35 protein-coding genes and 1 pseudogene are annotated in these 18,001 nt (G+C 65.4%); 21 read left to right on the top strand and 15 right to left on the bottom strand.

Annotated elements, in window-relative coordinates; translation table 11 throughout:
- Positions 1-9 precede the first annotated feature (9 nt).
- The 13 genes from rdgC to A9G05_RS11145 form a co-directional block, all read right to left on the bottom strand.
- Positions 10-930, bottom strand: coding sequence for a recombination-associated protein RdgC (rdgC, locus tag A9G05_RS11195; protein ID WP_069561049.1), 921 nt, complete (start codon positions 928-930; stop codon positions 10-12).
- 23 nt (positions 931-953) lie between these two features.
- Positions 954-1,412: a single-stranded DNA-binding protein gene (ssb, locus tag A9G05_RS11190; RefSeq protein ID WP_069561048.1), complete on the bottom strand. Its 459-nt coding sequence runs from the start codon at positions 1,410-1,412 to the stop codon at positions 954-956.
- Positions 1,413-1,415: 3 nt separating this feature from the next.
- Positions 1,416-2,066 (bottom strand): 3'-5' exonuclease, encoded by a 651-nt coding sequence (locus A9G05_RS11185; RefSeq protein WP_069561047.1) that lies wholly within the window; start codon positions 2,064-2,066, stop codon positions 1,416-1,418.
- Positions 2,067-2,146: 80 nt separating this feature from the next.
- On the bottom strand, positions 2,147-3,712 hold the full coding sequence (locus A9G05_RS11180) for a YqaJ viral recombinase family protein (RefSeq protein ID WP_069561046.1): 1,566 nt from the start codon (positions 3,710-3,712) through the stop codon (positions 2,147-2,149).
- On the bottom strand, positions 3,709-4,413 hold the full coding sequence (locus A9G05_RS11175) for an ERF family protein (RefSeq protein WP_069561045.1): 705 nt from the start codon (positions 4,411-4,413) through the stop codon (positions 3,709-3,711). The genes A9G05_RS11180 and A9G05_RS11175 overlap by 4 nt, the downstream gene beginning before the upstream one ends.
- 14 nt (positions 4,414-4,427) lie before the next feature.
- Complete coding sequence (locus A9G05_RS27635; RefSeq protein ID WP_165680137.1) at positions 4,428-4,592, bottom strand: hypothetical protein; 165 nt, start codon at positions 4,590-4,592, stop codon at positions 4,428-4,430.
- The gene (locus A9G05_RS28090) at positions 4,582-4,707 is read right to left on the bottom strand and encodes a hypothetical protein (RefSeq protein ID WP_256548363.1); all 126 of its coding nucleotides are present in this window, start codon (positions 4,705-4,707) and stop codon (positions 4,582-4,584) included. Before A9G05_RS28090 ends, A9G05_RS27635 begins: the two co-directional genes overlap by 11 nt.
- The gene (locus tag A9G05_RS11170) at positions 4,704-4,892 is read right to left on the bottom strand and encodes a hypothetical protein (protein ID WP_069561044.1); all 189 of its coding nucleotides are present in this window, start codon (positions 4,890-4,892) and stop codon (positions 4,704-4,706) included. The genes A9G05_RS28090 and A9G05_RS11170 overlap by 4 nt, the downstream gene beginning before the upstream one ends.
- Positions 4,889-5,200: a hypothetical protein gene (locus A9G05_RS11165; RefSeq protein ID WP_069561043.1), complete on the bottom strand. Its 312-nt coding sequence runs from the start codon at positions 5,198-5,200 to the stop codon at positions 4,889-4,891. The genes A9G05_RS11170 and A9G05_RS11165 overlap by 4 nt, the downstream gene beginning before the upstream one ends.
- A gap of 143 nt (positions 5,201-5,343) precedes the next feature.
- Positions 5,344-5,523, bottom strand: coding sequence for a carbon storage regulator CsrA (gene csrA, locus A9G05_RS11160; protein ID WP_069561042.1), 180 nt, complete (start codon positions 5,521-5,523; stop codon positions 5,344-5,346).
- 66 nt (positions 5,524-5,589) lie between these two features.
- On the bottom strand, positions 5,590-5,829 hold the full coding sequence (locus A9G05_RS27630) for a hypothetical protein (RefSeq protein ID WP_069561041.1): 240 nt from the start codon (positions 5,827-5,829) through the stop codon (positions 5,590-5,592).
- 653 nt (positions 5,830-6,482) lie between these two features.
- Positions 6,483-6,731: a DUF1654 domain-containing protein gene (locus A9G05_RS11150; protein WP_069561040.1), complete on the bottom strand. Its 249-nt coding sequence runs from the start codon at positions 6,729-6,731 to the stop codon at positions 6,483-6,485.
- 117 nt (positions 6,732-6,848) lie between these two features.
- Positions 6,849-7,493 carry an XRE family transcriptional regulator gene (locus A9G05_RS11145; RefSeq protein WP_069561039.1) on the bottom strand — a complete coding sequence of 215 codons (645 nt, stop codon included), beginning with the start codon at positions 7,491-7,493 and terminating at the stop codon, positions 6,849-6,851.
- A gap of 41 nt (positions 7,494-7,534) precedes the next feature.
- On the opposite strand from A9G05_RS11145, the gene A9G05_RS11140 reads away from it, so the two are divergent.
- The 8 genes from A9G05_RS11140 (at position 7,535) to A9G05_RS11105 (ending at position 11,657) form a co-directional block, all read left to right on the top strand.
- On the top strand, positions 7,535-7,873 hold the full coding sequence (locus tag A9G05_RS11140; RefSeq protein ID WP_240921086.1) for a helix-turn-helix domain-containing protein: 339 nt from the start codon (positions 7,535-7,537) through the stop codon (positions 7,871-7,873).
- Between the two features lie 10 nt (positions 7,874-7,883).
- Positions 7,884-8,081, top strand: coding sequence for a hypothetical protein (locus tag A9G05_RS11135; protein WP_069561038.1), 198 nt, complete (start codon positions 7,884-7,886; stop codon positions 8,079-8,081).
- An 18-nt stretch (positions 8,082-8,099) separates the two neighbouring features.
- Positions 8,100-8,288, top strand: coding sequence for a hypothetical protein (locus A9G05_RS11130; protein ID WP_069561037.1), 189 nt, complete (start codon positions 8,100-8,102; stop codon positions 8,286-8,288).
- 124 nt (positions 8,289-8,412) lie between these two features.
- The gene (locus A9G05_RS11125) at positions 8,413-9,447 is read left to right on the top strand and encodes a phage replication protein (RefSeq protein ID WP_069561115.1); all 1,035 of its coding nucleotides are present in this window, start codon (positions 8,413-8,415) and stop codon (positions 9,445-9,447) included.
- Positions 9,440-10,291: a hypothetical protein gene (locus A9G05_RS11120; protein WP_069561036.1), complete on the top strand. Its 852-nt coding sequence runs from the start codon at positions 9,440-9,442 to the stop codon at positions 10,289-10,291. The genes A9G05_RS11125 and A9G05_RS11120 overlap by 8 nt, the downstream gene beginning before the upstream one ends.
- The gene (locus A9G05_RS11115; RefSeq protein ID WP_069561035.1) at positions 10,281-10,817 is read left to right on the top strand and encodes a hypothetical protein; all 537 of its coding nucleotides are present in this window, start codon (positions 10,281-10,283) and stop codon (positions 10,815-10,817) included. Before A9G05_RS11120 ends, A9G05_RS11115 begins: the two co-directional genes overlap by 11 nt.
- On the top strand, positions 10,817-11,437 hold the full coding sequence (locus tag A9G05_RS11110) for a recombination protein NinG (RefSeq protein ID WP_069561034.1): 621 nt from the start codon (positions 10,817-10,819) through the stop codon (positions 11,435-11,437). Before A9G05_RS11115 ends, A9G05_RS11110 begins: the two co-directional genes overlap by 1 nt.
- Positions 11,438-11,447: 10 nt before the next feature.
- Positions 11,448-11,657: a hypothetical protein gene (locus A9G05_RS11105; RefSeq protein ID WP_069561033.1), complete on the top strand. Its 210-nt coding sequence runs from the start codon at positions 11,448-11,450 to the stop codon at positions 11,655-11,657.
- Here A9G05_RS11105 and A9G05_RS11100 read toward each other — a convergent pair.
- Positions 11,654-11,926 (bottom strand): hypothetical protein, encoded by a 273-nt coding sequence (locus tag A9G05_RS11100; RefSeq protein WP_069561032.1) that lies wholly within the window; start codon positions 11,924-11,926, stop codon positions 11,654-11,656. The genes A9G05_RS11105 and A9G05_RS11100 overlap by 4 nt on opposite strands.
- Positions 11,927-12,081: 155 nt before the next feature.
- On the opposite strand from A9G05_RS11100, the gene A9G05_RS11095 reads away from it, so the two are divergent.
- The 8 genes from A9G05_RS11095 to A9G05_RS11060 all read left to right on the top strand — a co-directional run bounded on the left by A9G05_RS11095 (position 12,082) and on the right by A9G05_RS11060 (position 15,530).
- Positions 12,082-12,504 carry a hypothetical protein gene (locus tag A9G05_RS11095; RefSeq protein WP_139131129.1) on the top strand — a complete coding sequence of 141 codons (423 nt, stop codon included), beginning with the start codon at positions 12,082-12,084 and terminating at the stop codon, positions 12,502-12,504.
- Positions 12,501-12,725 carry a hypothetical protein gene (locus A9G05_RS11090; protein ID WP_069561030.1) on the top strand — a complete coding sequence of 75 codons (225 nt, stop codon included), beginning with the start codon at positions 12,501-12,503 and terminating at the stop codon, positions 12,723-12,725. The genes A9G05_RS11095 and A9G05_RS11090 overlap by 4 nt, the downstream gene beginning before the upstream one ends.
- Positions 12,712-13,242: a lysozyme gene (locus A9G05_RS11085; RefSeq protein ID WP_069561029.1), complete on the top strand. Its 531-nt coding sequence runs from the start codon at positions 12,712-12,714 to the stop codon at positions 13,240-13,242. Before A9G05_RS11090 ends, A9G05_RS11085 begins: the two co-directional genes overlap by 14 nt.
- The gene (locus tag A9G05_RS11080; RefSeq protein ID WP_069561028.1) at positions 13,239-13,610 is read left to right on the top strand and encodes a hypothetical protein; all 372 of its coding nucleotides are present in this window, start codon (positions 13,239-13,241) and stop codon (positions 13,608-13,610) included. Before A9G05_RS11085 ends, A9G05_RS11080 begins: the two co-directional genes overlap by 4 nt.
- A gap of 141 nt (positions 13,611-13,751) precedes the next feature.
- Positions 13,752-14,057, top strand: a complete 306-nt coding sequence (locus tag A9G05_RS11075; RefSeq protein ID WP_069561027.1) for a hypothetical protein — start codon at positions 13,752-13,754, stop codon at positions 14,055-14,057.
- Positions 14,057-14,476: a hypothetical protein gene (locus A9G05_RS11070; protein ID WP_069561026.1), complete on the top strand. Its 420-nt coding sequence runs from the start codon at positions 14,057-14,059 to the stop codon at positions 14,474-14,476. Before A9G05_RS11075 ends, A9G05_RS11070 begins: the two co-directional genes overlap by 1 nt.
- 285 nt (positions 14,477-14,761) lie before the next feature.
- Entirely contained in the window at positions 14,762-14,959 is a 198-nt protein-coding gene (locus A9G05_RS27205; RefSeq protein ID WP_139131128.1) for a hypothetical protein, read from the top strand.
- The gene (locus tag A9G05_RS11060) at positions 14,952-15,530 is read left to right on the top strand and encodes a hypothetical protein (protein ID WP_069561024.1); all 579 of its coding nucleotides are present in this window, start codon (positions 14,952-14,954) and stop codon (positions 15,528-15,530) included. The genes A9G05_RS27205 and A9G05_RS11060 overlap by 8 nt, the downstream gene beginning before the upstream one ends.
- A 28-nt stretch (positions 15,531-15,558) precedes the next feature.
- Here A9G05_RS11060 and A9G05_RS11055 read toward each other — a convergent pair whose 3' ends face one another.
- Entirely contained in the window at positions 15,559-15,891 is a 333-nt protein-coding gene (locus A9G05_RS11055) for a hypothetical protein (RefSeq protein ID WP_139131127.1), read from the bottom strand.
- Positions 15,892-16,017: 126 nt separating this feature from the next.
- Between A9G05_RS11055 and A9G05_RS27200 the strand changes: the two genes are divergently transcribed.
- The 5 genes and pseudogenes from A9G05_RS27200 to A9G05_RS11035 all read left to right on the top strand — a co-directional run.
- Positions 16,018-16,221, top strand: coding sequence for a hypothetical protein (locus tag A9G05_RS27200; protein ID WP_139131126.1), 204 nt, complete (start codon positions 16,018-16,020; stop codon positions 16,219-16,221).
- On the top strand, positions 16,211-16,837 hold the full coding sequence (locus A9G05_RS11050; RefSeq protein ID WP_069561022.1) for a hypothetical protein: 627 nt from the start codon (positions 16,211-16,213) through the stop codon (positions 16,835-16,837). The genes A9G05_RS27200 and A9G05_RS11050 overlap by 11 nt, the downstream gene beginning before the upstream one ends.
- Positions 16,834-17,103: a hypothetical protein gene (locus tag A9G05_RS11045; protein ID WP_069561021.1), complete on the top strand. Its 270-nt coding sequence runs from the start codon at positions 16,834-16,836 to the stop codon at positions 17,101-17,103. Before A9G05_RS11050 ends, A9G05_RS11045 begins: the two co-directional genes overlap by 4 nt.
- Before the next feature lie 12 nt (positions 17,104-17,115).
- A complete protein-coding gene (locus tag A9G05_RS11040; RefSeq protein ID WP_069561020.1) occupies positions 17,116-17,682 on the top strand; it encodes a hypothetical protein in 567 nt (188 codons plus the stop codon).
- A 4-nt stretch (positions 17,683-17,686) separates the two neighbouring features.
- Positions 17,687-18,001 (top strand): annotated as a pseudogene (locus tag A9G05_RS11035) (hypothetical protein); the annotation flags it as partial.

Here is an 18,001-nt window from a genome sequence, read left to right as displayed (position 1 = left end):
GCTCCTGGCTCAGATGCCGGTGGGCACTTCCTCACCGCCCAGGGCGTCGAGGAGGGCGGGGATGAATTCGCGGAGGGTCAGCATCATCAGCGTGAAGCTGGCTATCTGCTGGGACAGGGCGTCGGCGTCCTTGCCCGCGTCGTCGAGTGCCTTCTCCTGCAGGAGGTCGTCGAAGCGGAGCTTGCGAATGACCAGGCCCTCATCGAGGACGAAGGAGAGCTTGTCCTTCCAGGCGAGGGAGAGGCGGGTGACGCTCTTGCCGGAGGAGATGTGCAGCTGGATCTCGTCGCTGGTCAGGTCCTGGTGCTTGACGTTGATGCTGCCGACCTCGTCGGTGTCGCGCAGCAGCGCATCGTCGCTGAGCCAGAAGTCGGTCCCGGCCTTCTGGTTGCGCACCCAGTCGGTGAGGGTGGCGGTGGCCGCCACCTTCACGGACACCGGGCGGACGGGAAGGGAGCCGAGTGCCTCGCGCAGCGTAGAGAGCAGGTCCTCGGCCCGCTTCGGGCTGGTGTGGTCCACCAGGATCAGGCCCTCGGCCGGCGCGATCGCCGCGTAGGTGGCCGACTTGCGCGTGAAGGCGCGGGGCAGCAGGGTCTGGACGATCTCGTCCTTTAGCAGGTCGCGTTCCTTCTTGTAGACCTTGCGCTGCTGGCTTTCCTCGATGGCGTCGACCTTCTTGCGCAGCTCTTCGTTGATCACGGAGGCGGGCAGGATGCGCTCTTCCCGCCGGACGCAGATCAGCAGGAAGCCGGCACTGGCCTGGACCAGGGCGTCGGTCCCCTTTCCCAGGGGCGGCGCGAAGCCGAAGGTCGTCCACTCCTGGCTTTCACAGGCGCGCGCCGGCTTGCTGGCCAGGGCGGCCTCCAGGGCCTGGGGGTCGAAGGGGGCGTCTTGGGTGAGGCGGTAGATCAGTAGGTTGCGAAACCACATTGGATGGGTCTCCCGGGCATTTTCTAGAAGGGGATGTCGTCGTCGTAGCTGTCGTAGTCCGGCGCCGGTTGCTGCGGGTGGTGGGTCGTTGGCCGGGTCTGTTCACGCGGCGGGCGCCGCGTCTCGCTGCCCTCCGGCCGGCTGCCGAGCAGCTGCATCTGGCCGGTGATGTCCACGACGACTTCGGTGGTGTAGCGGTCCTGGCCGTCCTGACCCTGCCACTTGCGGGTGCGCAGGCTGCCTTCGACGTAGACCTGGGAGCCCTTGCGCAGGTATTCGCCAGCGATCTCGGCGAGGCGACCGAAGAACACCACGCGGTGCCACTCGGTGCGCTCCTTCTGCTGCCCGGTCTGCTTGTCCTTCCACACGTCGCCGGTGGCGAGGTTGAGGGTGGTGACAGCGTTGCCGTTCGGCATGTAGCGAACTTCCGGGTCGCCGCCGACGTTGCCGACGAGGATCACCTTGTTGACACCGCGTGCCATGGCCTACGCCTCCACCGGTTGGGCGCGAGCCTCTGCCTGCGGGGCATCCAGCGTCACGCCCTGCAGGGCGAAGTAGACGCGGGCGCACGCGGTGGCATCCGCCATGGCGCGGTGGGCGCCGGTCATCTCCTCCTGGAAGAAGTGCTTGTAGGCCTCACCCAGGCTCGGGCTCTTGAAGTGGAAGCGCTTGGCGGCGCGCATGGCCGGGGTGGGCGGGATGCGCACGATGTCGGTGCTGTTGCGCATGGTGCAGTAGCTGGGGCCATTGGCGAACGAGTCGGCCGCTTCGTCACCTTGGAAGCGCTTCAGCGCGATCCGGAGGATGCGGTCGTCGAAGCTGAGGTTGTGCGCGACCCGCATCTGCGCGCGGAGATGGAAGGTCAGGAACTGTTCGAGGGCATCCGCTTCGGGAATGCCTTCATCCATGGCGCGTTCGGTTGTGATGCCGTGCACGTTCGCTGCTGCATCGGGGATCACCCAGCCATCGGGCCTGATGAGGGCCTCAAAGGAGTCGACCAGGCCGCCCTCCGGGGTGTAGAGGCGTGCAGCGATGTCCACCAGGTGCGGCTGGTGCGGCGCCTCGCTGGGCGATTTCCAGTCGGGAAAACCGGTGGTTTCGGTGTCGAAGGTGTAGAGCAGCTTGAGTGCGGTCATGGTTTTTCTCGGCATGAGGAGGCCGTCAGCGGCACCGTGTGGCGCCGCTTAGGGCCATGGTTTGGAGGGAGGAGGGTGGGTCAGGCGGCTTTCGCCGGGATCTTCTCGACGGTGACGCCGGCCAGTTGGAGGCTCTGGCCTTTGTCGTTGGCCAGGCTGTCGAGCGCGGCCTGGTCGACGGTGAGCAGGTCTTCGGTGGCGTAGCCGGCAGCGATCGCAGCGATCAGCGCGGACTTGTCCACCACCCGGGCATGCCAGAGCGGGGCAGCAGCCGGCGTGGGGCGTGGCAGAGGCGAAGCAGCGGGGGTAGCGGGGGTAGCGGGTGCCGGTTTCGGGGCTTCGACTTCTGCCGCCAGCTTTTCCTGGCGCAGGCGTTCCGCTTCCAGGAACTGCTCGATGCGAGAGCGGATCACCAGCTGCAGGTCGTCGTTGTCCTTGAGGACCAGCTGCTGCTTGTCGGTGAAGAGGAAACCGTACTGCTCGGCGAATTCCGCCAGGCTCGCCAGGTTCTCTTCGATGTGCGCAGCCCAGGTGTCTGCAGCGGCCCGCGCCCGGGCCAGCTCACCGTCAGCGCCTTCTTTCAGGCCAGCGATGGACTTCTTGCCCTTGATGGCCGAGGCGAAGTCGGCCGGGATGGCGGGGAGCTGCACGCTGGCCAGGCGCTGGTTGATCGCGGCGATGTAGTCGCGCAGGGCACGCTCCGCGTCCGTCTTGATGTCAAGGCGGATGGCTTCCTTGCGCGCTTTCACGAGGCGCTCCAGTTCCAGGCGCTTCGCCCGGGTCTCGGCGCTGATATCGTCCAGCGCCCGGAAGAGCTTCTCGATGCTGGCGGTCTGGGACAGGGCGTGCTCCTTCGCGGCTGCCAGCCGGGATTCCACGTCCTCGCACCATTTCACCGTCTGGCTCGCGTTGGCGAAGTCCTGGTCGGTGGCCAGGCTGGTGTTGATGGTGTTCAGCACCTGCATCGCGGTTGCCTTGAAGGCGTCGACGTTGCTGGCCTTCACCAGGCCGGTGACCTCGATGTGCAGTGCCGGCAGGTGGTCAGGCGCCCGGCCGACGGGCTCGGCCTGGGGGACAACCGGCTCGAAGCCCTGCAGTTCGGTGGCGAACTGGCGCCAGCCGGCCAGCAGAGCCTCGGCGCGCCCTGGCACGGAGCGGTAGTCCATGTGCACGAAGTTCCGGCGGGTACCGTCCGAGCAGACAAAGATCACGCGCTCGGCGCCGCTGACCCACAGCTGCTGCTCCAACTGCCAGTAGTAGTGGGGCTCAAGCTCGCCCGCCCGCACCTGGGCCGCCAGGGATGCGTTCCACAGCTTGTGCTCGAAGAGCACGGTCTCGGCCATGTTCATGCCGTCCATGCTGGCCAGCAGCTGGTCGCGGCTGGCCGTCACCGGGTAAAGCTCTTCGCCGATCATCTCCTCGACGATCAGGCGGGCGGCAGCCTCGGCGGCGTGGCCGCGATTGAACAGGGCCTGTTTCTGCGGGCTCACGTCCTCGGCCAGGCGCGTCTTCTTCTGCTGGAGCAGATCCGCACGGGTCTGGTACTTGGAGGCGCCCATCATGGCCGGCGCCTCGGAGGCGGTGAAGAAGCCCGCGCGCAGGGCGTGCCATTCCGGCGATCCTTGGGTCACGTTGTGGATGTTCACTGTTCAGCTCCTGGCGCCGGCTCGAGGGCGCGGATGAGTTGGATCTGCTTGGGGGTCAGGGAGTTGCCGCTGCAGACCGTGGCGATGACCTGGTCGGCAGTTTTCTTGCCGGAGCTGATCAGGTCCTTCCACTGAGGAAGCATCTTGTTCAGCTTGGCGTCCGGGTACGCGGGCTTGCCGGTGTCCTGGGGGGACTGCGGAGTCTCGATGGGCGGCAGGTCGTCGCCCTCTCCGCCGTTGTTGTCGAGGTCGTCATCGGCGGCGATGTCGAGCAGCGCTGCCTTCGCATAGCGCCGGAGGTAGGAGACGGTTGCGCCGTAGTCCTTGATGTCGCGCTGCTTTTCCGCCGCCGGCAGCGGGATTTCCGCCTCGATGCAGGCGCCTTCCGAATGCACGAGGCGGGTGAAGATGGACGTGCCGCCCACCGCACTCGTGCTCCGGCTGATGAACTGCATGGTCCCCAGGCCGTTGTCGCTCAGCGGCTTGCGGGTCTTGCTGTTGATCTCTTCCAGATCGGCGTAGCGGAACTTGTAGGAGCCGATGCGTGCGCCAGTGACCTTATCCTTGACGGGGATCTCGACTTCGCGGTTCTTGGCGATCGGCGGGAACTCGCCCTGGGCCTTGGCGAAGGCGGCATACAGCTTCGCCACTTGGTCGGCGGTGCCGTAGGTGGCGTGGTAGATCTCGGGGGTAGTGTCCATGGACTCTCCGGCGCTCATTTGCGAGCGGAAGCAGGGGGCTTGAGCGGGGTGGTGACGCTTTCGGCCAGGCCGTTGAGGAACAGCCAGCCGACGATTACGAGGATGGCGACGAAGGCGCCACGCCAGATGGCGAAGCGCCGGGCGCGTTGAGGGCTGTGGGTGCGTGGGTCAGTTGCCATCGCCCACCTCCTTCAGCTGCAGCCCGGCTGCCGCCATGTCGCCTTGGGTGCGGATGCCCATCAGGGCCAGCGCTTCGATGGCAGCGCGCAGGGAGAGGAAGCGGACGCCCTTCATGCCGCGTCCTCCACGCCGTCCACCTGGCGGACCTTGTTGCGGATCGGCTCGCCCTTCCAGCCCTCCTGGCGGGCCCAGGCCGTGACCTCTGCCACCGCGACGCTCTGGCTGGGCGCCTCCAGGGTGGCGCTGTAGACGGGCTGGCGAGAGGCCTTCGAGTAGATCAGGTCGACTTGGTATTTCATGCCGCTTCTCCATGGGTCAGTTGCTGGGCCTGTTCGGCGATGAACCGGGCACGGTGCTTTTCGATGTGGTCCACGATCCCGGCCAGGGCCGAGTGCAGGGCCGGTGCTTCGGGCTTGATGCGGTCCATCAGGCGGAGCCAGGCGGCGTCGCCGGTCTCGATCACGGCGCGCAGCAGCGACAGGGTCTGTTCGCTCGGTAGCGAGTCGTCGCAGTGGGCCGCGAAGGCGTCCACCGCGTCGGGCTCGCGGTGCTCCAGTTGGTCGAAAACGTGCTGTTCGGCTGCTGCCTGTGCGGTGCTGATTCGCATGTCGCTCTCCTGTGCTCGCCTGCAGTGGGCAGCACTCGAGCGACCCGCTGTCTGCCGTTGGGCGCGGGGGCGAGTGCTCTCGACTGGGGGCGGATGTGAAAAGCCCCGCAGGTGCGGGGCTCTGTTTGGCGGGCGCCGGCCGATCAGCTGGCCAGCTTCACCTCTTCGCGGACGCGGTCCGCGATCTCCTTGCGGTGTACTGCCACACTGGGCGGTGCGGTGATGCCGATGCGCACCTGGTTGCCCTTGATGCCGGTCACGGTGATCTTGATGTCGTTACCGATTTCGATGGTTTCGCCTACGCGACGGGTGAGAAGCAGCATGTCGATTTCCTTTCGTTGTGGTGGGAGGTGCCCTGCTACCGGCAGGGCGGCGGGTTGTACATCTGGTTATCTAGGGTTGATTACCGCTGCGTTGTGCGACAAAAGGCGATCCAGCGTCACTCCCATCAGAAGCTGATCGACACCGGCTATTCGACTCATGAGCGTCGATTTGTGGGTGATCTTTGTGCGCCACGGCGCTACATCAATCCGAGCGTCAGGCGATCCATCAACAAAGATCACGGCGCAATATTCGTTAGTAGATACCCCTATGCCCTTAAAAACCTCAATGCGCGTGATCTTCGGCATTTCCTTCCTCCGTTCTGCCCTACAGGGCTGAGGTGTGGCTGCATGGGTTGGGCGATCTGGCCGGTGCTGAAATCCTCCGGCTTTGGCTTCGGTGTCAGCCTGGTTTTTGGCCCTTTGCCAGCCATCCGGCATGGCGCGCATCAGCCTGCGCATTCAGATCACCCACCAATGCAGCCCGGGGCCGAAACCCCGGGTTTGCGTTGTTCGTTTCTCCGCGTTCGCCTACTGGGCTTCTACAACCCGCGGTCTTGCTTCTGGCTGTCAGGGGAACCGTGGCGCCGGCATGCCGAGCGCTGCAGTCGTGTTACGGCTGGGGTTACGAGGCCACCACCAGCTGGGCACGAACCATCAACGCAAGCGCTTTCGCGCCTGTCCGCTATGCCTGGAGACTCATCCCTTTCAACGGGTCCAGGCCGGGAGCGTTAGCGAAGCAACCCTCGGCGCGTCGCCTCCAGAAGGGCGTCGCAGCTTCGAGCAGGCCGGTATCCAGAGCCGGCATGGGGGTTCAATTTGTTAAAGAGCGTTCGGTTCTCACCGAATCTGCGCATAACGCAGAATGTGGTTTGCATTATGCGCAGATTGAAATCTGCGTCAAGCGCAGAATTTCAGGCAATAAAAAGCCCGCCGATTGGCGGGCTCTTCTGAGAGAGGGATCAGTAAGGGGTGGGGGCTGCCCAGGTGAGGTGTACAGCTCCATCGTCGCGGCGCGTCATCTTCACGCTTTCCTCCTGGCTCAACTCATCGAGGAGCTGTTCCCAGGCAGATTGATCGTCTTCGGGATTACGCTGGATCAAAGCTCGTCGCTCGGCCTGTGACAGCGGACTAAGGATCTGCTGCTGAACTCGCTTTGCGAGGATCTCATAGGGGGTAGGCGTGCGACCATTGCTTGCTTTGCGTGCCATAACGGCTCTCCTTTGCTGTATGGATATACAGTATATCGGCAGGCCTTTATCGATCAAGAGGGTAAAAAAAAGCCCAGCTCTAGGCTGGGCTTCTTGGGTGTTGGCGGGGGATGCGCCCTAAAGGACTCCCTTTGGCGCTTTCATGTCGATGACCCGACCGATGATGTCCCACTGGTCATCCATCTCAACCTGCTTGAATTCCTTGTTGAGTGGGACCAGGTACTCGCGGCCGCTGTCATATATGTACTGCTTGAAGGTGGTTTCCCCGTCGCGGTGCTTCGCGATGTAGAACTTCCCGCTGACCAGGTCAAAGCCTTCTGGCTGCACCAGGATGGGGGTTCCCTCGGGGAACGACGGGGGAGAGGGGCTGGTCATGGAGGGGCCTCTCACAATCAGCCAGTACCCGTGCGGGCCCGCGCTTTCAGTGGAGGCGAGCCATTCCTCCGCCACGCCAGGCGAATAAGCATCGAGAGACAATGCACGTTCTCCAGCGATTACCCAACTTATAACAGGGTACTCCTTCGGGGCGCGCGAAGGCTGCAGCGTAGGTTGAATGTTCGCGGTGGGTTCGGCCGACGCAGCATCAGCCAAGGTGATGCCGAGTTCTGCCAGAAGCTTTTGGAGCAGCTCTTGACTGGCGCCTTGCTGTCCTCTCTCGAAGCGCGAGAGGTTGCCGGTGTCGGAGCCCACGCGAGAGGCCAGTTCTTCCAGCGTCCAGCGTTTGGCTTTCCGCGCAGTTCGAATGATTTTTCCAATGTCCATGGCCAGATTTTCTACCGACGTCTGCGTGCCGCGCAAAGCGCATGGCGCAGATTCTCTTGCAAATAAATCTGCGCTATGCGCAGAATTGCTTGGCACACACACAGGGTATTGCCATGCAACCGACCATGACCCCTCTCAAAAAGGCCCGCCTTGCTCGCCAGTGGCGACTCGCTGACGTTGCTCAGCGCCTGCGGGACCTGGGTGAGCACATCGACACCGGAAACCTCTCGCGGATTGAGCGCTGCGAACAACGCGCTTCGCCTTCCATGGCCGAAAAGCTGGTCCGTGTCTTCGACGGTGTGCTGACCGAAATCCATGTCCTTTACCCCGAGCGATTCGTTGAGCAGGCGAAGCCGGGGCAGCAAGACGAAGCTGCGTAGGAGCCAGACCATGTATCCAAACCGGAAACACCTCAACGACGTGGAGATCAAGATCCGCGTCGACGAAGAGACCGCTGAGCGAATCGAAGGCTGGGCCCGGTTCCGTAAGGCCCAGCGTGCCGCGTTCTGCCGCGAGTTGCTCAAGACCCAGTTGGATCTCTTGGAGCAGCTCGAAGGCGAGCTTACCGACGAGCAGAAGCAGGGCTGAAGGCCCCAAGGAGGCCCTGTGCCGGATCTTGATCTGCTGCTGGACCAGATGACGCTCGCTCGCCTGGAACGCGAGGCGCTGCGCCGGGGCATGACTGCCGAGGCGCTGGCTGGCCAGCTTCTGGACGCCGAAGTTGCCACGCGATCGCGGCCCCGTGCGGGTGGTGTCGGGGCGACCCCCTTCTACCGCCGCAAGAGCCAGGACTAGTCGGGGAGCCGCAGCCGTGGCCACCCAATCCAGGGAGCAAACCGACATGCAGACACATGCTGGCCCATCGCGGGCGGGCAGTTCTTTGCACGTCCTCGATATCGAGCTGTGGGGGCTCGCTGACATGCAATTCACAATCACGATCAACCAGGTCAAGGCGCTGGAGTGGGGACTCAACGCCCAGCAGGCCTTGATGTTCGCCTTCGTCTACGAGTGCCCGAGTTGGGCGACACCGGTAGAGCAGGGCGGCGAGACCTTCTATTCGCTGAGCAAGGCGAAGATCCTCGAGGAGTTGCCGCTGCTCACCGACAAACCGGACACCGCCTACCGCCTGCTGAAGCAGTTGCAGGCGGCCGGCGTCATCATGCTGTCCAGCACGTCGAGCATCACGCTGTTCCGCCTGACCCCGAAGGGCCAGGAGTGGAACCGCAAGCTGGACGGCTCGGAGAAGTACACACCCCCCGGAAAAAAATCCGACCTCGGAAAATCTTCCGAGCCCGGAAAATCTTCCGACCTCGGAAAAAAATCCGAGCAGAAGGAGGCGGCAGGGTCGGAAAAAAAACCGAGCAAGGTCGGAAAAAAATCCGGGGAGGGTCGGAAAAAAATCCGGAGAGGGTCGGAAAAATATCCGACAAATCAGGTAACCAGTAATCAGGGTACCAAGGATCAGGGTACCAATCAGGATTTTGCCGGAGGGCCTATTCAGGCCCCGGCGCAGGAATTCACTCCCGCTGGGGAGCAGCCGGCGCCGCGCTGCGAGATCCCCGCTGACATGCCAGGGCCGAAGGACACCACCTGCAAGACCTTCCGGACCTGGGCCAACTACGCCATCGCCTACCGCAACCGCCACAAGACCTGGCCGGTGTGGAACGCCACTGTCGGCGGAATGCTCGGGAAGCTGGTGGATCGCCTTGGCCAGGCGGACGCACCCAAGGTCGCCGCGTTTTTCGTCCTGCGGGTCAACGACGCCAGCGTCCTCCGTGGTTGCCACTCGCTGAAGGCCCTCCTGGCCAACGCCGAGGGCTACCACACCCAGTGGAAGACCGAGAACCCCATCACCCACACCCAGGCTCGCCAGGCTGAGCGCAGCGACTCGAACCTGTCCGCCGCTGAGCAGGCCCTGGAAATCCTACGTGCATCGAGGGCTGGCCATGCTTAACGAGCTGCAGCAGGAGCAACTGCTGGCGTCTCTGTACGCCACTGCCGAGATTCTGGACCAGCAGCTGCAGCCACGCGCTGCGGCCCTGATGGTCGCTGACCTGAAGATCTACGGCGAGAAGCCGCTGGTCGAAGCGCTGTCTGCCTTGCGTCGTACCGGTCAGAAGCTCACCCCGGAGAACGTGATCCGCCACCTGGTGACGCAGGACGGGCGGCCCGAGGCAAACGAGGCCTGGGCGATCGCCATGACCAGCTACGACGAGGCGGAGACGGTGCTGATGACGCCGGAGATCCAGCAGGCGGCAGCCTCGGCAGAGAGCGTTTTCCGTGCCGGGGACAAGATCGGCGCCCGCATGGCGTTCATCGCCACCTACGAGCGGCTGGTCACCACCGCGCGCCAGGTGGGCACGCCGTTGAAGTGGTCGCTGTCGCTGGGCCACGACGCCGAGCGGCGCGCGAGTGCGATCGAGAGCGCAGAGCGTCTCGGCCGGCTGCCGGCGCCCCAGGCTCAGGCGCTGCTCGCCCACCACGCGGTCGGCCAGATCACGGCCGAGGGCCGCGCCATCGTCGGGCTGCTGGCGGGTCCCTCTGCTGACGGCCTGCTGGCACTGACCGCCGATGAAAAGACCCGTGAGGCACTGAAGGCCGAGGCCGGGGAGGGCAAGTGCTCCCTGGACGTGCGCGAGCAGCTGCAGCGCATCCGCCAGAGCATGGCCGCCAGCCGCGGGCAGAAGGACGAGGAGCGTCGGGTCGCGAAGTTGAAGGAGCGCCGCGAACTGGCCAAGAAGCGCCGGGCCGCCCTCCAGACCATCCAGGAACTACAGGAGCAGCGTCATGCGCAATGAAGCCGCAGCGACCTCTGCCGCCCCGAAGAAACGCACCAACCGCCCCGTGTACCTCGAATTCAAGCGCATGGTTGATCCGGACACCGGCGAGGTGCGCCTTGCCCTGGTCGCTGGAAGCGACGTCGACCGGTTCCTGCTGAAGGAGCGCAGCTACCGGGCCGGCGATCGGGTGCGCGCCGAGCTGAAGCAGCCGCGCGACGAGCGCCGCCACCGGCGGGTGCACCGCCTGGGCCAGTTGGTGGCGCAGAGCATCGACAAGTTCGCCGGCATGGACGCGCACTCGGTGATCAAGAAGCTCCAGGGTGATGCCGGCGTCTGCTGCGCCGACGAGGTGTTCGACCTCGGCTCGCTGGGCCGGGTGACCCGCAGCGTGCCGGAGTCCCTGGCATTCGACGAGATGCCCGAGGAGCGCTTCGGCGAGTTCTGGCGCGGCATCAGCCGTTACCTGATCGACACCTACTGGCAGCACCTGGACGAAGACCAGGTCAACGACATGGTGCAGATGATGCCCTCGGAGGTGGCCTGATGAGGGCCTCAAAAGCCCCCCGGCCGAAGAAGTGCCGGGCCTGCGCTGAGCCTTTCATCCCCGTGAAGTCGCTGCAGGTGGCCTGCAGCATCGCCTGCGCCTTGAGCATTGCGAAGGCCAAGCAGGCGCGCGAGCGCGTTGCTCTGGAGAAGGTGGAGCGTCGCGAGCTGCGCGCGGCTCGGCAGCGGCTCAAGCCCATGCGGGAGTACATGCAAGAGGCGCAGGCCGCCTTCAACAAGTTCATCCGCCTGCGCGACCGCGATCAGCCGTGCATCTGCTGCGGCAGCTACGGGCCGGACGAGGACTGGCTCACCGGCGGCAAGTGGGATGCCGGCCACTTCCTGTCGCGCGGCTCGCACCCGGAGCTGCGCTTCAACGAGGACAACTGCCACAAGCAGCTGAAGAGCTGCAACGGCGGGTCCAGCAAGTACGCCCGCAAGGGCCGCACCGTTGCGGAGGGCTACCGCGCACGCCTGATCGAGAAGATCGGCCTGGAGCGCGTCGAGGCCCTGGAAGGGCCTCATGAGGCCTGCCGCTACTCGATCGAAGACCTGAAGGCGATCAAGGCCCGGTATCAGGCCTTGGCGCTGCAGTTGGAAAAGGAAGCGACCAGCGGGTGAGGAGGTGGGTATGCGTCATGAGGAGATGACGTGCGCCGCGGACATGAAGGTGCGGCTGGGCGATCAGGAGATGACCGCGCTGGCCTGGGCGGTGGCGCGGGGGTTGAAGTGGAGCACGGTCAGGCAGCGCCGGTACCGCGGTAGCAACTGGCAGGAGGCGCTGACGCCAGGGCTCCGGCGGTCGCGATTCAACGACGGAGCCCTGGCGGGGTCGCGTTAGGCCTCCGGCGAGAGGTGCAGCACAACCGGCTCGCCGTCCGGCACGTCCTGGGCGCTCACACGGAGCTGGGTGAGCAGGGCTTCGAGGCGATCCAGGGCCTCGGGGCTGACCCTGCCGCCCAGTGCAGCGATCTCGCAGCCGTCCTCGGCCAGGGAGATGCCCAGCCAGGTGCGGCTGCCGCGCTTCTCGATCTCTTCGCCGAATACCGCCATGGCCTCGGTCACTGCCATGTACTCGTCGTCGTCCACCTGGTCGATGTTCTGCCCCATCGTCGTTTCCTCGTTTTGTTGGGCCGTTGCCCGGGATGTGAAAAGGCGACGCTCTGTAACTGGAAAGTGCTTTGCAAGGGTTGCGGGCGCCGGCCAGTGACATAGCGTCGGGCCATCCGAACATCGCAAGGACGCCCCAAGTGGACGACCCGAACATGCAAACAGAGCTCGCACTGCTCAACCAGGAGGTCGCCGGCCTCCACCGCGTGGTCTCCGAGATCGGCGGGAAGATGGACGTGGTCATCCAGATGCAGCTGCAGATGCAGCGCCTGCAGGACCGCAGCGACCGGCTGGATACCGAGGTACGGCGTTCCCAGGAGAGCAACGAGCGGGCAATCGCCAGCATCCGCGCCGACCTCGACTCGGCATTCCAGGTGGCTCACGGCGCCCGGGACCTGGCCACGCGCTGGCTCAACCGCTGTGTAGGCGGCTTCGCCGTCGGCGCCGTGCTGTTTGGCGCGCTGCAGTGGTTCGTGCTGCGCGAGATCACCGACTACAAGGCCGCCGCCGGCCGTGCCAGCGAGCTGGAGCGCCAGGTGCAGCGCCTGGAGTGCGCCGTCACGGGGAAGTGCAAATGAAGCTGATCCCGCAATGGCGCCGCTTCTGGCGCATGTACAGCGTGTGGTGGATCGTCGCCCTGACCCTGCTGGCAGCCACCAGCCCCTTCATCGACGAGATCCGCGCCGTCCTCGACCTGGGCCTGCTGCCCAGCATCCTCCTCACGGCCCTGGCCATGCTGGCCGGGGTGCTCCTCCGCCTCGTGGCCCAGCCGAAGGTGCGCAACGATGACGACCAGTAGGAAGCGCACGGCGCTGAGTGCCGCCGTGCTGGCCCTGGTGGCCGCTGGCGCCTCGGCGCCGCAGATCATGGACCAGTTCATCCGGGAGAAGGAGAGCGGCGACCGCTACGAGCTGAAGGCCTACCAGGATGGCGCCAAGGTCTGGACCGTGTGCGACGGGAAAACGAAAGGGGTAACCCCTTCCACCGTCATGACCCGCGAGCAGTGCGACGCCTGGCGCAAGACCGAGATCGGCCAGCGGCTGGCCTACGTGCACAGCATCATCCGGGTGCCCATGAGCGAACCCGCCTGGGCTGGTGTGGGGTCCTGGTGCTTCAACGTGGGCAACGCTGCCTGCGGAAAGTCCACCGCAGTGCGCCTGCTCAACCAGGGCAACCAGGCCGCCGGCTGCCGCGCGCTGCTGCAGTGGCGCTTCATCACCCGCGACAACAAGAAGATCGACTGCTCGACCGATCAACCGTACTGCACCGGCGTCTGGGAGCGCCGGCAGGGCGAAGCGGAGCTCTGCGGCCTATGAGCATCGACACCCTGCGTGTGGCGGCCTACGCCGTCCTGACCGTTCTCGGCCTGGCCATCGGCTGGAGTGTTCGCGGCTGGAAGGAGGGCAGCGAGGAGGCGATCCGCCTGCAGGCGCAGCTGGACCAGCAGGCACTGGCGCGCAGCGTCGTCGACCAGGTGGCCGCGTCCACCAACCAGGCCATCGCCGAGATCCGCGTCACCAACACCACGATCTACCAGAGAACCCGCCAGGAGGTCATCCGTGAGCCGATGGACCCTGCTTGCCGCCTGCCTGCTGGCTGGATGCGCAACATCAACGCCGCCCGTGCTGGTGGACCAGTCCCTGCTGCAGCCGTGCCCGGATCTTCGGCCGGTGCCGATCGCTGAGGACGGAACGGGCGACCCCGCAGAACTCACCCTGGCCGACGTGGAGATGTCGGGCCAGTACCTGGAGTGCCAGAGGCGCCACCAGGGTCTCGTCGAGGCCGTGAAGGCCACCAACAACCAGTAACGACAAGGGGGCAGACCATGTCGAACCGCCGCACCTACCTGGCGCACGAGTTGCGCGCCGGGCACACCGTTTTCATCGTCACCCGTGCACTCGTGGACCACGCCACGGGGGAGGGCCGCTACGAAGTGGCCGAGCACCTGGTGGCCAGCAAGGGCGAGCCGCAGCCTGAGCCTGGCCCGCTCCCGTTCCGGATGCACCCGGACATGGCCCGCTGGGCAGCCAGCAAGACCGACCTGTGGCGTACCCGCCGCGATGCCAAGCGGGAGGCCGCCCGCCGGCAGGCCCTGGAAGACGCTCACTTCGCAGCCAAGAGGAAGGCCTGATGGACCGCACCGAACTGCAGCAGGCCGCCGAGAAGGTGGCCGCCGAGATCCAGGGGCTGCCAGTGGGCCTGGTGTTCCCCGACGGCGCGCGCCGGCTCTTCCTCGAGCACGTAGAGCCGAAGATCGGCACCTACCGCCTGTACATCGCCCGTCCGTTCGGAGTGGTGCGTCCGGGAGGCATGAAGTGGCGTATCCAGCTCAACGTCCAGTTCGAGGGCCGGCAGGACCTGGTCACCGTGAACGACGGCCGCGTGCAGGCGCCGCTGGAGCAGCTGGGTGACCTGATCATCGAGGCCGCCGGCCGCCTGGCTGACCACATCGCCGCGAACAACCGCCTGCTGAAGGAGGCGCGCCGCCAGACCATCCAGGCTGTGGCCAGGCAACCCGAGGCGCTGGTGGTGCATGAGGGAGGGAAATGAGTGGGTAAGGGAAGGGTAAGCGCCCTGTCGCAATTGATCGCCAGTGGTGGCCGCTTTCGCAGTGCGGAGGCGGGCGTGTGCCAGTTGGTGGAGCTGCTCCTTCAGCAGGGCGTCTTCGCTGACGCTGCTGAACTACCTGCTGTCCTGCACTGGGAGCGAGAGTACCCACTGCCTCGCGGTAGGGCCGACTTCGTTCTGTTCCATGCGGACGGCAGTATCACAGTGCTCGAAGTGAAGAAGGCCGGCGACGAGTTGCGTGCCATACATGGGGCCATAGGACAAGTCATGAGCTACGCCGTCCAAGTGGGCTACGCCAGGCTCCCTACGGCGATCAGGATGATGGTTGCGGCAGACGTACCAGGGGCTGGCTCCCTCCTCATGAGCCAGGCCTGTGCCGCTGCCGGGGTGCATTGGTTGCCGCTTGGCACGATGGACGAGCATGAGCGCCCTTGGTTGGCGCTGATGGAGGTGGCCAATGGCTGAAGCCGCTCCAGACTGGGACGCGATCCACGCTGAGTACCGCGCTGGCCAACTGTCGAACGTCATGCTGGGCAAGAAGTACGGTGTGACCGAGGGCGCCATCCGCAAGCGGGCGAAGGCAGAAGGCTGGCAGAAGGACCTGGCCGACGCAGTCCGCCAGCAGGTGAAGGAGAAGCTGGTACGAGACGAGGTACGAGCCCCTAACGCACGTGACCGGGAGATCGTTGAAGCGGCCGCCACGACTGGTGCCGACGTGGTACGAAGGCACCGCCGAGACATCTCCAAGGGCCAGGACATCGTCAGCATGCTGTTCGGCCAGTTGGAGGAGGCAGCCTCCAACCGTGCCGAACTGGAGGACGCCATCGAGGAAGAGACCAAGAACGACGAGACCACACGCCGGCGCACCCAACTGATGCGCCTGGTGAGCCTCGCCTCCCATGCCGGCGTGCTGCGAGACCTGTCGGCCGCCATGAAGAACCTGATCCCGCTGGAGCGCCAGGCTTACAACCTCGATGAGCAGGAGCACGAGGAGCCGTATGAGGAGCGGTTGCGTCGGTTGCTTGGGCAGGAATGAAAGAGCCCGCAATCAGCGGGCTCCGTGTTCACAGCTCCATGTCGTCGAGTGGGGCGCCATGTTCGACTATCCCATCCCACTCGAACTGGGCGATGGTTTGCCGGGCAATCTCTAGGATCGCCTTGCCGTCGTCGTCGTAGGGGTCTACAGCAGGGGCGAGCTCGAAAGAGCAGCTGCAGCTGTTGGAGTCGTAGAAGAGGCTCACCACCTTGCTCTCAAGGTTTGCCCGGGATGCGGCCACACAGAAGTTCAGCATCTCGGCCAGTTCGTTGGCCTTTCCGTGTCGCGTGCAGATGTTGATGCCGCACGCAGTCATGCTTCCTTCCGTAACTGAGTTCTTGCTGTCGTTGCAGTAGCCCATGAAACCACCTTCAGATTTTGTGGGGAGCGCATTTTATCCGTTTGGGCGGTTAGAAAAGTGCACTTGCGGCGAACGGTCAGTGACATAGCGTCGCCCTTGTCACCCACTACGACAGGGGCCGCTCCCATGCCCAACCCTTCCGACCCCCGCCGCGCCCGAAGTATGGGCCAGGCGGCTCTCAACGCTGACGGCAAGACGTACAACGGCTACCGCCTGCTGTCCTGGCTTTCCGAGGTGCTGCACCCAGGCAAGGGCCTGAGTGAGGCCGAAGTGCGCGAGATCGACGCCGAGGTGCGGGCCAAGCGCCAGGAGGCCCGAGATGGCGCCTGATGCCCCCGAAATCCCGCTGAAGATCACCCGCGGCAAGACCGCTGAGTTCGCCTTCCTCTACGCCGACGAAGAGCAGGTCTTCCTGCCCATCGAGGCCATGCCGGTGAAGGCGCCCGCACGACTGACCATCACCGGGCACCAGATCCCAGACGGCTGGCCGGTGCAGGTCCAGTGCGTCAAGGCTCCGGCCGAGTTGAACAACGACCCCAACGGCGACGAGCCCTACTACAAGACCAAGGTGGTAGACGCCAACACCATCGAGTTCAACCGGGTGAACGCCCACTGCTGGAAGGAGTACGTCGGCGGCGGGCTGGTGGTGTTCAACCGCCCGGTGAACCTGACGGGCTGGCGGTGCCGGGCGCAGGTGCGCAGCAAGGCCGGCGCCACCGGTACACCGCTCTTCAGCTGGGACAGCGACGCGAGCCAGAACCCTGATGGTGTGGCAGTGGTGGACGTGGCCCGCGCGTGCTTCGTGCTGCGCGTCGACGCTGCTGCAGCTGCCGCGCTCACCTGGTCGAGCGCCGTCTACGACCTGGAGGCGATCGCCCCGGACGGTAGCGTCTACGCCGTGACCGCCATCAGCCCGGTCACCGTAGAGGGCGAGGTGACCGTATGACGGCCCACCTGGTGGTGCGCAGTCGACCTGGCGGCGTGCTCGTCGCCCGGGGCAGCTCCGTTGTCGTGACGGCTGCGCGCTCAGCTCCCCAGGTCCTGGCCTTGGACGCCGGGCGCCGCTTCTTGGTGCTGGCCGGCCTGCAGGGTCCGCCGGGGCGTGACGGCGTCGACGGCGCATCCCTGAGCCCCGACGCCGGCAATCAACTCGAATCCCGCCCGAATGGGCTCTACGTCGCGCCCGTGAGTTGGGCCGAGCAAACCTGGTAACCGGAGAACCTCATGAGCACCATTCAATTCCACAAGGTCAGCAGCCTGCCCGGCACCCTGGCCGCCGATGCCTTCTACTTCGTCCAGAACGGCACCTACGCCGAGGGCTACCTGACCAACGCCGCCGGCGAGGCGCGGGCCATCGGCAACAGCTCGATGATCAACGCGCTGATCACCGACGCTCTGAGCAGCCTGCCGAGCAGCGGGGCGCCGCTGGTGTTCGTCGCCGACATCGCCGCGCGCGACGCCCTGGAGGGCAGTCTGACCTCGGCCACGTTCGTGCTGGTCCAGGACGCCACCGGCGACCCGACCGTGACGGCTGGTGCTGCGCTCTATGCCTGGAACCCGTCCACCACCAGTTGGCTGAAGGTCGCCGAGTACGAATCCATGGACGTGACCCTGACCTGGAACGCTATTCAGGGTCGCCCCACCAGCACCCCGGCGCAGATCGACAGCGCCGTGGCCGCCTCTCACTCCCACGCCAACAAGGCCACCCTGGACAAATTCAGCGAGTCCGGCGGCCTGCTGCGGTTCAACGGTTCCCCCATCCCCGCCGAGTGGAACGGCTCCAACTGGTGACCCTATGCCGACGATCAGTCAGTTCAAGGCGGTGGCCGCGCTGCCGTCGACCCTGGAGCCGGACGCCATCTACTGGGTGCGCAGCGGCAGCGGGTTCGACATCTACGTCACCAACGGCTCCGGCACCATCGTCGCCTACCCGGCAAACTACGCGCGCCAGGGATCGGCGCTGCCGGACCTGGATAGCGACAACATCGCCGCCGGGGTAGCGGGTGCCGATGGCTCCAGCGGATGGACGGCGGTGGGTGGCACCCTGGACATGCAGGGAAGCAGTGTCCTGCGGTTCACCAAGACGGCGGGGGCCGGCTCGGCTAGTTAC

Origin of the sequence: Pseudomonas sp. ENNP23 (assembly GCF_001728945.1) — a bacterium.
Classification (GTDB): domain Bacteria; phylum Pseudomonadota; class Gammaproteobacteria; order Pseudomonadales; family Pseudomonadaceae; genus Metapseudomonas; species Metapseudomonas otitidis.
Note: the sequence above shows the minus strand (reverse complement) of the source record. Positions and strands in the feature narration are given on the sequence as shown.

Coding starts and splice junctions, on each gene's coding strand:
- rdgC (WP_069561049.1), bottom strand. CDS start 930: ATGTGGTTTCGCAACCTACTGATCTACCGCCTCACCCAAGACGCCCCC.
- ssb (WP_069561048.1), bottom strand. CDS start 1,412: ATGGCACGCGGTGTCAACAAGGTGATCCTCGTCGGCAACGTCGGCGGC.
- A9G05_RS11185 (WP_069561047.1), bottom strand. CDS start 2,066: ATGACCGCACTCAAGCTGCTCTACACCTTCGACACCGAAACCACCGGT.
- A9G05_RS11175 (WP_069561045.1), bottom strand. CDS start 4,413: ATGGACACTACCCCCGAGATCTACCACGCCACCTACGGCACCGCCGAC.
- A9G05_RS27635 (WP_165680137.1), bottom strand. CDS start 4,592: ATGGCAACTGACCCACGCACCCACAGCCCTCAACGCGCCCGGCGCTTC.
- A9G05_RS28090 (WP_256548363.1), bottom strand. CDS start 4,707: ATGAAGGGCGTCCGCTTCCTCTCCCTGCGCGCTGCCATCGAAGCGCTG.
- A9G05_RS11170 (WP_069561044.1), bottom strand. CDS start 4,892: ATGAAATACCAAGTCGACCTGATCTACTCGAAGGCCTCTCGCCAGCCC.
- A9G05_RS11165 (WP_069561043.1), bottom strand. CDS start 5,200: ATGCGAATCAGCACCGCACAGGCAGCAGCCGAACAGCACGTTTTCGAC.
- csrA (WP_069561042.1), bottom strand. CDS start 5,523: ATGCTGCTTCTCACCCGTCGCGTAGGCGAAACCATCGAAATCGGTAAC.
- A9G05_RS27630 (WP_069561041.1), bottom strand. CDS start 5,829: ATGCCGAAGATCACGCGCATTGAGGTTTTTAAGGGCATAGGGGTATCT.
- A9G05_RS11150 (WP_069561040.1), bottom strand. CDS start 6,731: ATGGCACGCAAAGCAAGCAATGGTCGCACGCCTACCCCCTATGAGATC.
- A9G05_RS11145 (WP_069561039.1), bottom strand. CDS start 7,493: ATGGACATTGGAAAAATCATTCGAACTGCGCGGAAAGCCAAACGCTGG.
- A9G05_RS11140 (WP_240921086.1), top strand. CDS start 7,535: ATGGCGCAGATTCTCTTGCAAATAAATCTGCGCTATGCGCAGAATTGC.
- A9G05_RS11135 (WP_069561038.1), top strand. CDS start 7,884: ATGTATCCAAACCGGAAACACCTCAACGACGTGGAGATCAAGATCCGC.
- A9G05_RS11125 (WP_069561115.1), top strand. CDS start 8,413: ATGCAATTCACAATCACGATCAACCAGGTCAAGGCGCTGGAGTGGGGA.
- A9G05_RS11120 (WP_069561036.1), top strand. CDS start 9,440: ATGCTTAACGAGCTGCAGCAGGAGCAACTGCTGGCGTCTCTGTACGCC.
- A9G05_RS11115 (WP_069561035.1), top strand. CDS start 10,281: ATGCGCAATGAAGCCGCAGCGACCTCTGCCGCCCCGAAGAAACGCACC.
- A9G05_RS11110 (WP_069561034.1), top strand. CDS start 10,817: ATGAGGGCCTCAAAAGCCCCCCGGCCGAAGAAGTGCCGGGCCTGCGCT.
- A9G05_RS11105 (WP_069561033.1), top strand. CDS start 11,448: ATGCGTCATGAGGAGATGACGTGCGCCGCGGACATGAAGGTGCGGCTG.
- A9G05_RS11100 (WP_069561032.1), bottom strand. CDS start 11,926: ATGGGGCAGAACATCGACCAGGTGGACGACGACGAGTACATGGCAGTG.
- A9G05_RS11095 (WP_139131129.1), top strand. CDS start 12,082: ATGCAAACAGAGCTCGCACTGCTCAACCAGGAGGTCGCCGGCCTCCAC.
- A9G05_RS11090 (WP_069561030.1), top strand. CDS start 12,501: ATGAAGCTGATCCCGCAATGGCGCCGCTTCTGGCGCATGTACAGCGTG.
- A9G05_RS11085 (WP_069561029.1), top strand. CDS start 12,712: ATGACGACCAGTAGGAAGCGCACGGCGCTGAGTGCCGCCGTGCTGGCC.
- A9G05_RS11080 (WP_069561028.1), top strand. CDS start 13,239: ATGAGCATCGACACCCTGCGTGTGGCGGCCTACGCCGTCCTGACCGTT.
- A9G05_RS11075 (WP_069561027.1), top strand. CDS start 13,752: ATGTCGAACCGCCGCACCTACCTGGCGCACGAGTTGCGCGCCGGGCAC.
- A9G05_RS11070 (WP_069561026.1), top strand. CDS start 14,057: ATGGACCGCACCGAACTGCAGCAGGCCGCCGAGAAGGTGGCCGCCGAG.
- A9G05_RS27205 (WP_139131128.1), top strand. CDS start 14,762: ATGAGCTACGCCGTCCAAGTGGGCTACGCCAGGCTCCCTACGGCGATC.
- A9G05_RS11060 (WP_069561024.1), top strand. CDS start 14,952: ATGGCTGAAGCCGCTCCAGACTGGGACGCGATCCACGCTGAGTACCGC.
- A9G05_RS11055 (WP_139131127.1), bottom strand. CDS start 15,891: ATGGGCTACTGCAACGACAGCAAGAACTCAGTTACGGAAGGAAGCATG.
- A9G05_RS27200 (WP_139131126.1), top strand. CDS start 16,018: ATGCCCAACCCTTCCGACCCCCGCCGCGCCCGAAGTATGGGCCAGGCG.
- A9G05_RS11050 (WP_069561022.1), top strand. CDS start 16,211: ATGGCGCCTGATGCCCCCGAAATCCCGCTGAAGATCACCCGCGGCAAG.
- A9G05_RS11045 (WP_069561021.1), top strand. CDS start 16,834: ATGACGGCCCACCTGGTGGTGCGCAGTCGACCTGGCGGCGTGCTCGTC.
- A9G05_RS11040 (WP_069561020.1), top strand. CDS start 17,116: ATGAGCACCATTCAATTCCACAAGGTCAGCAGCCTGCCCGGCACCCTG.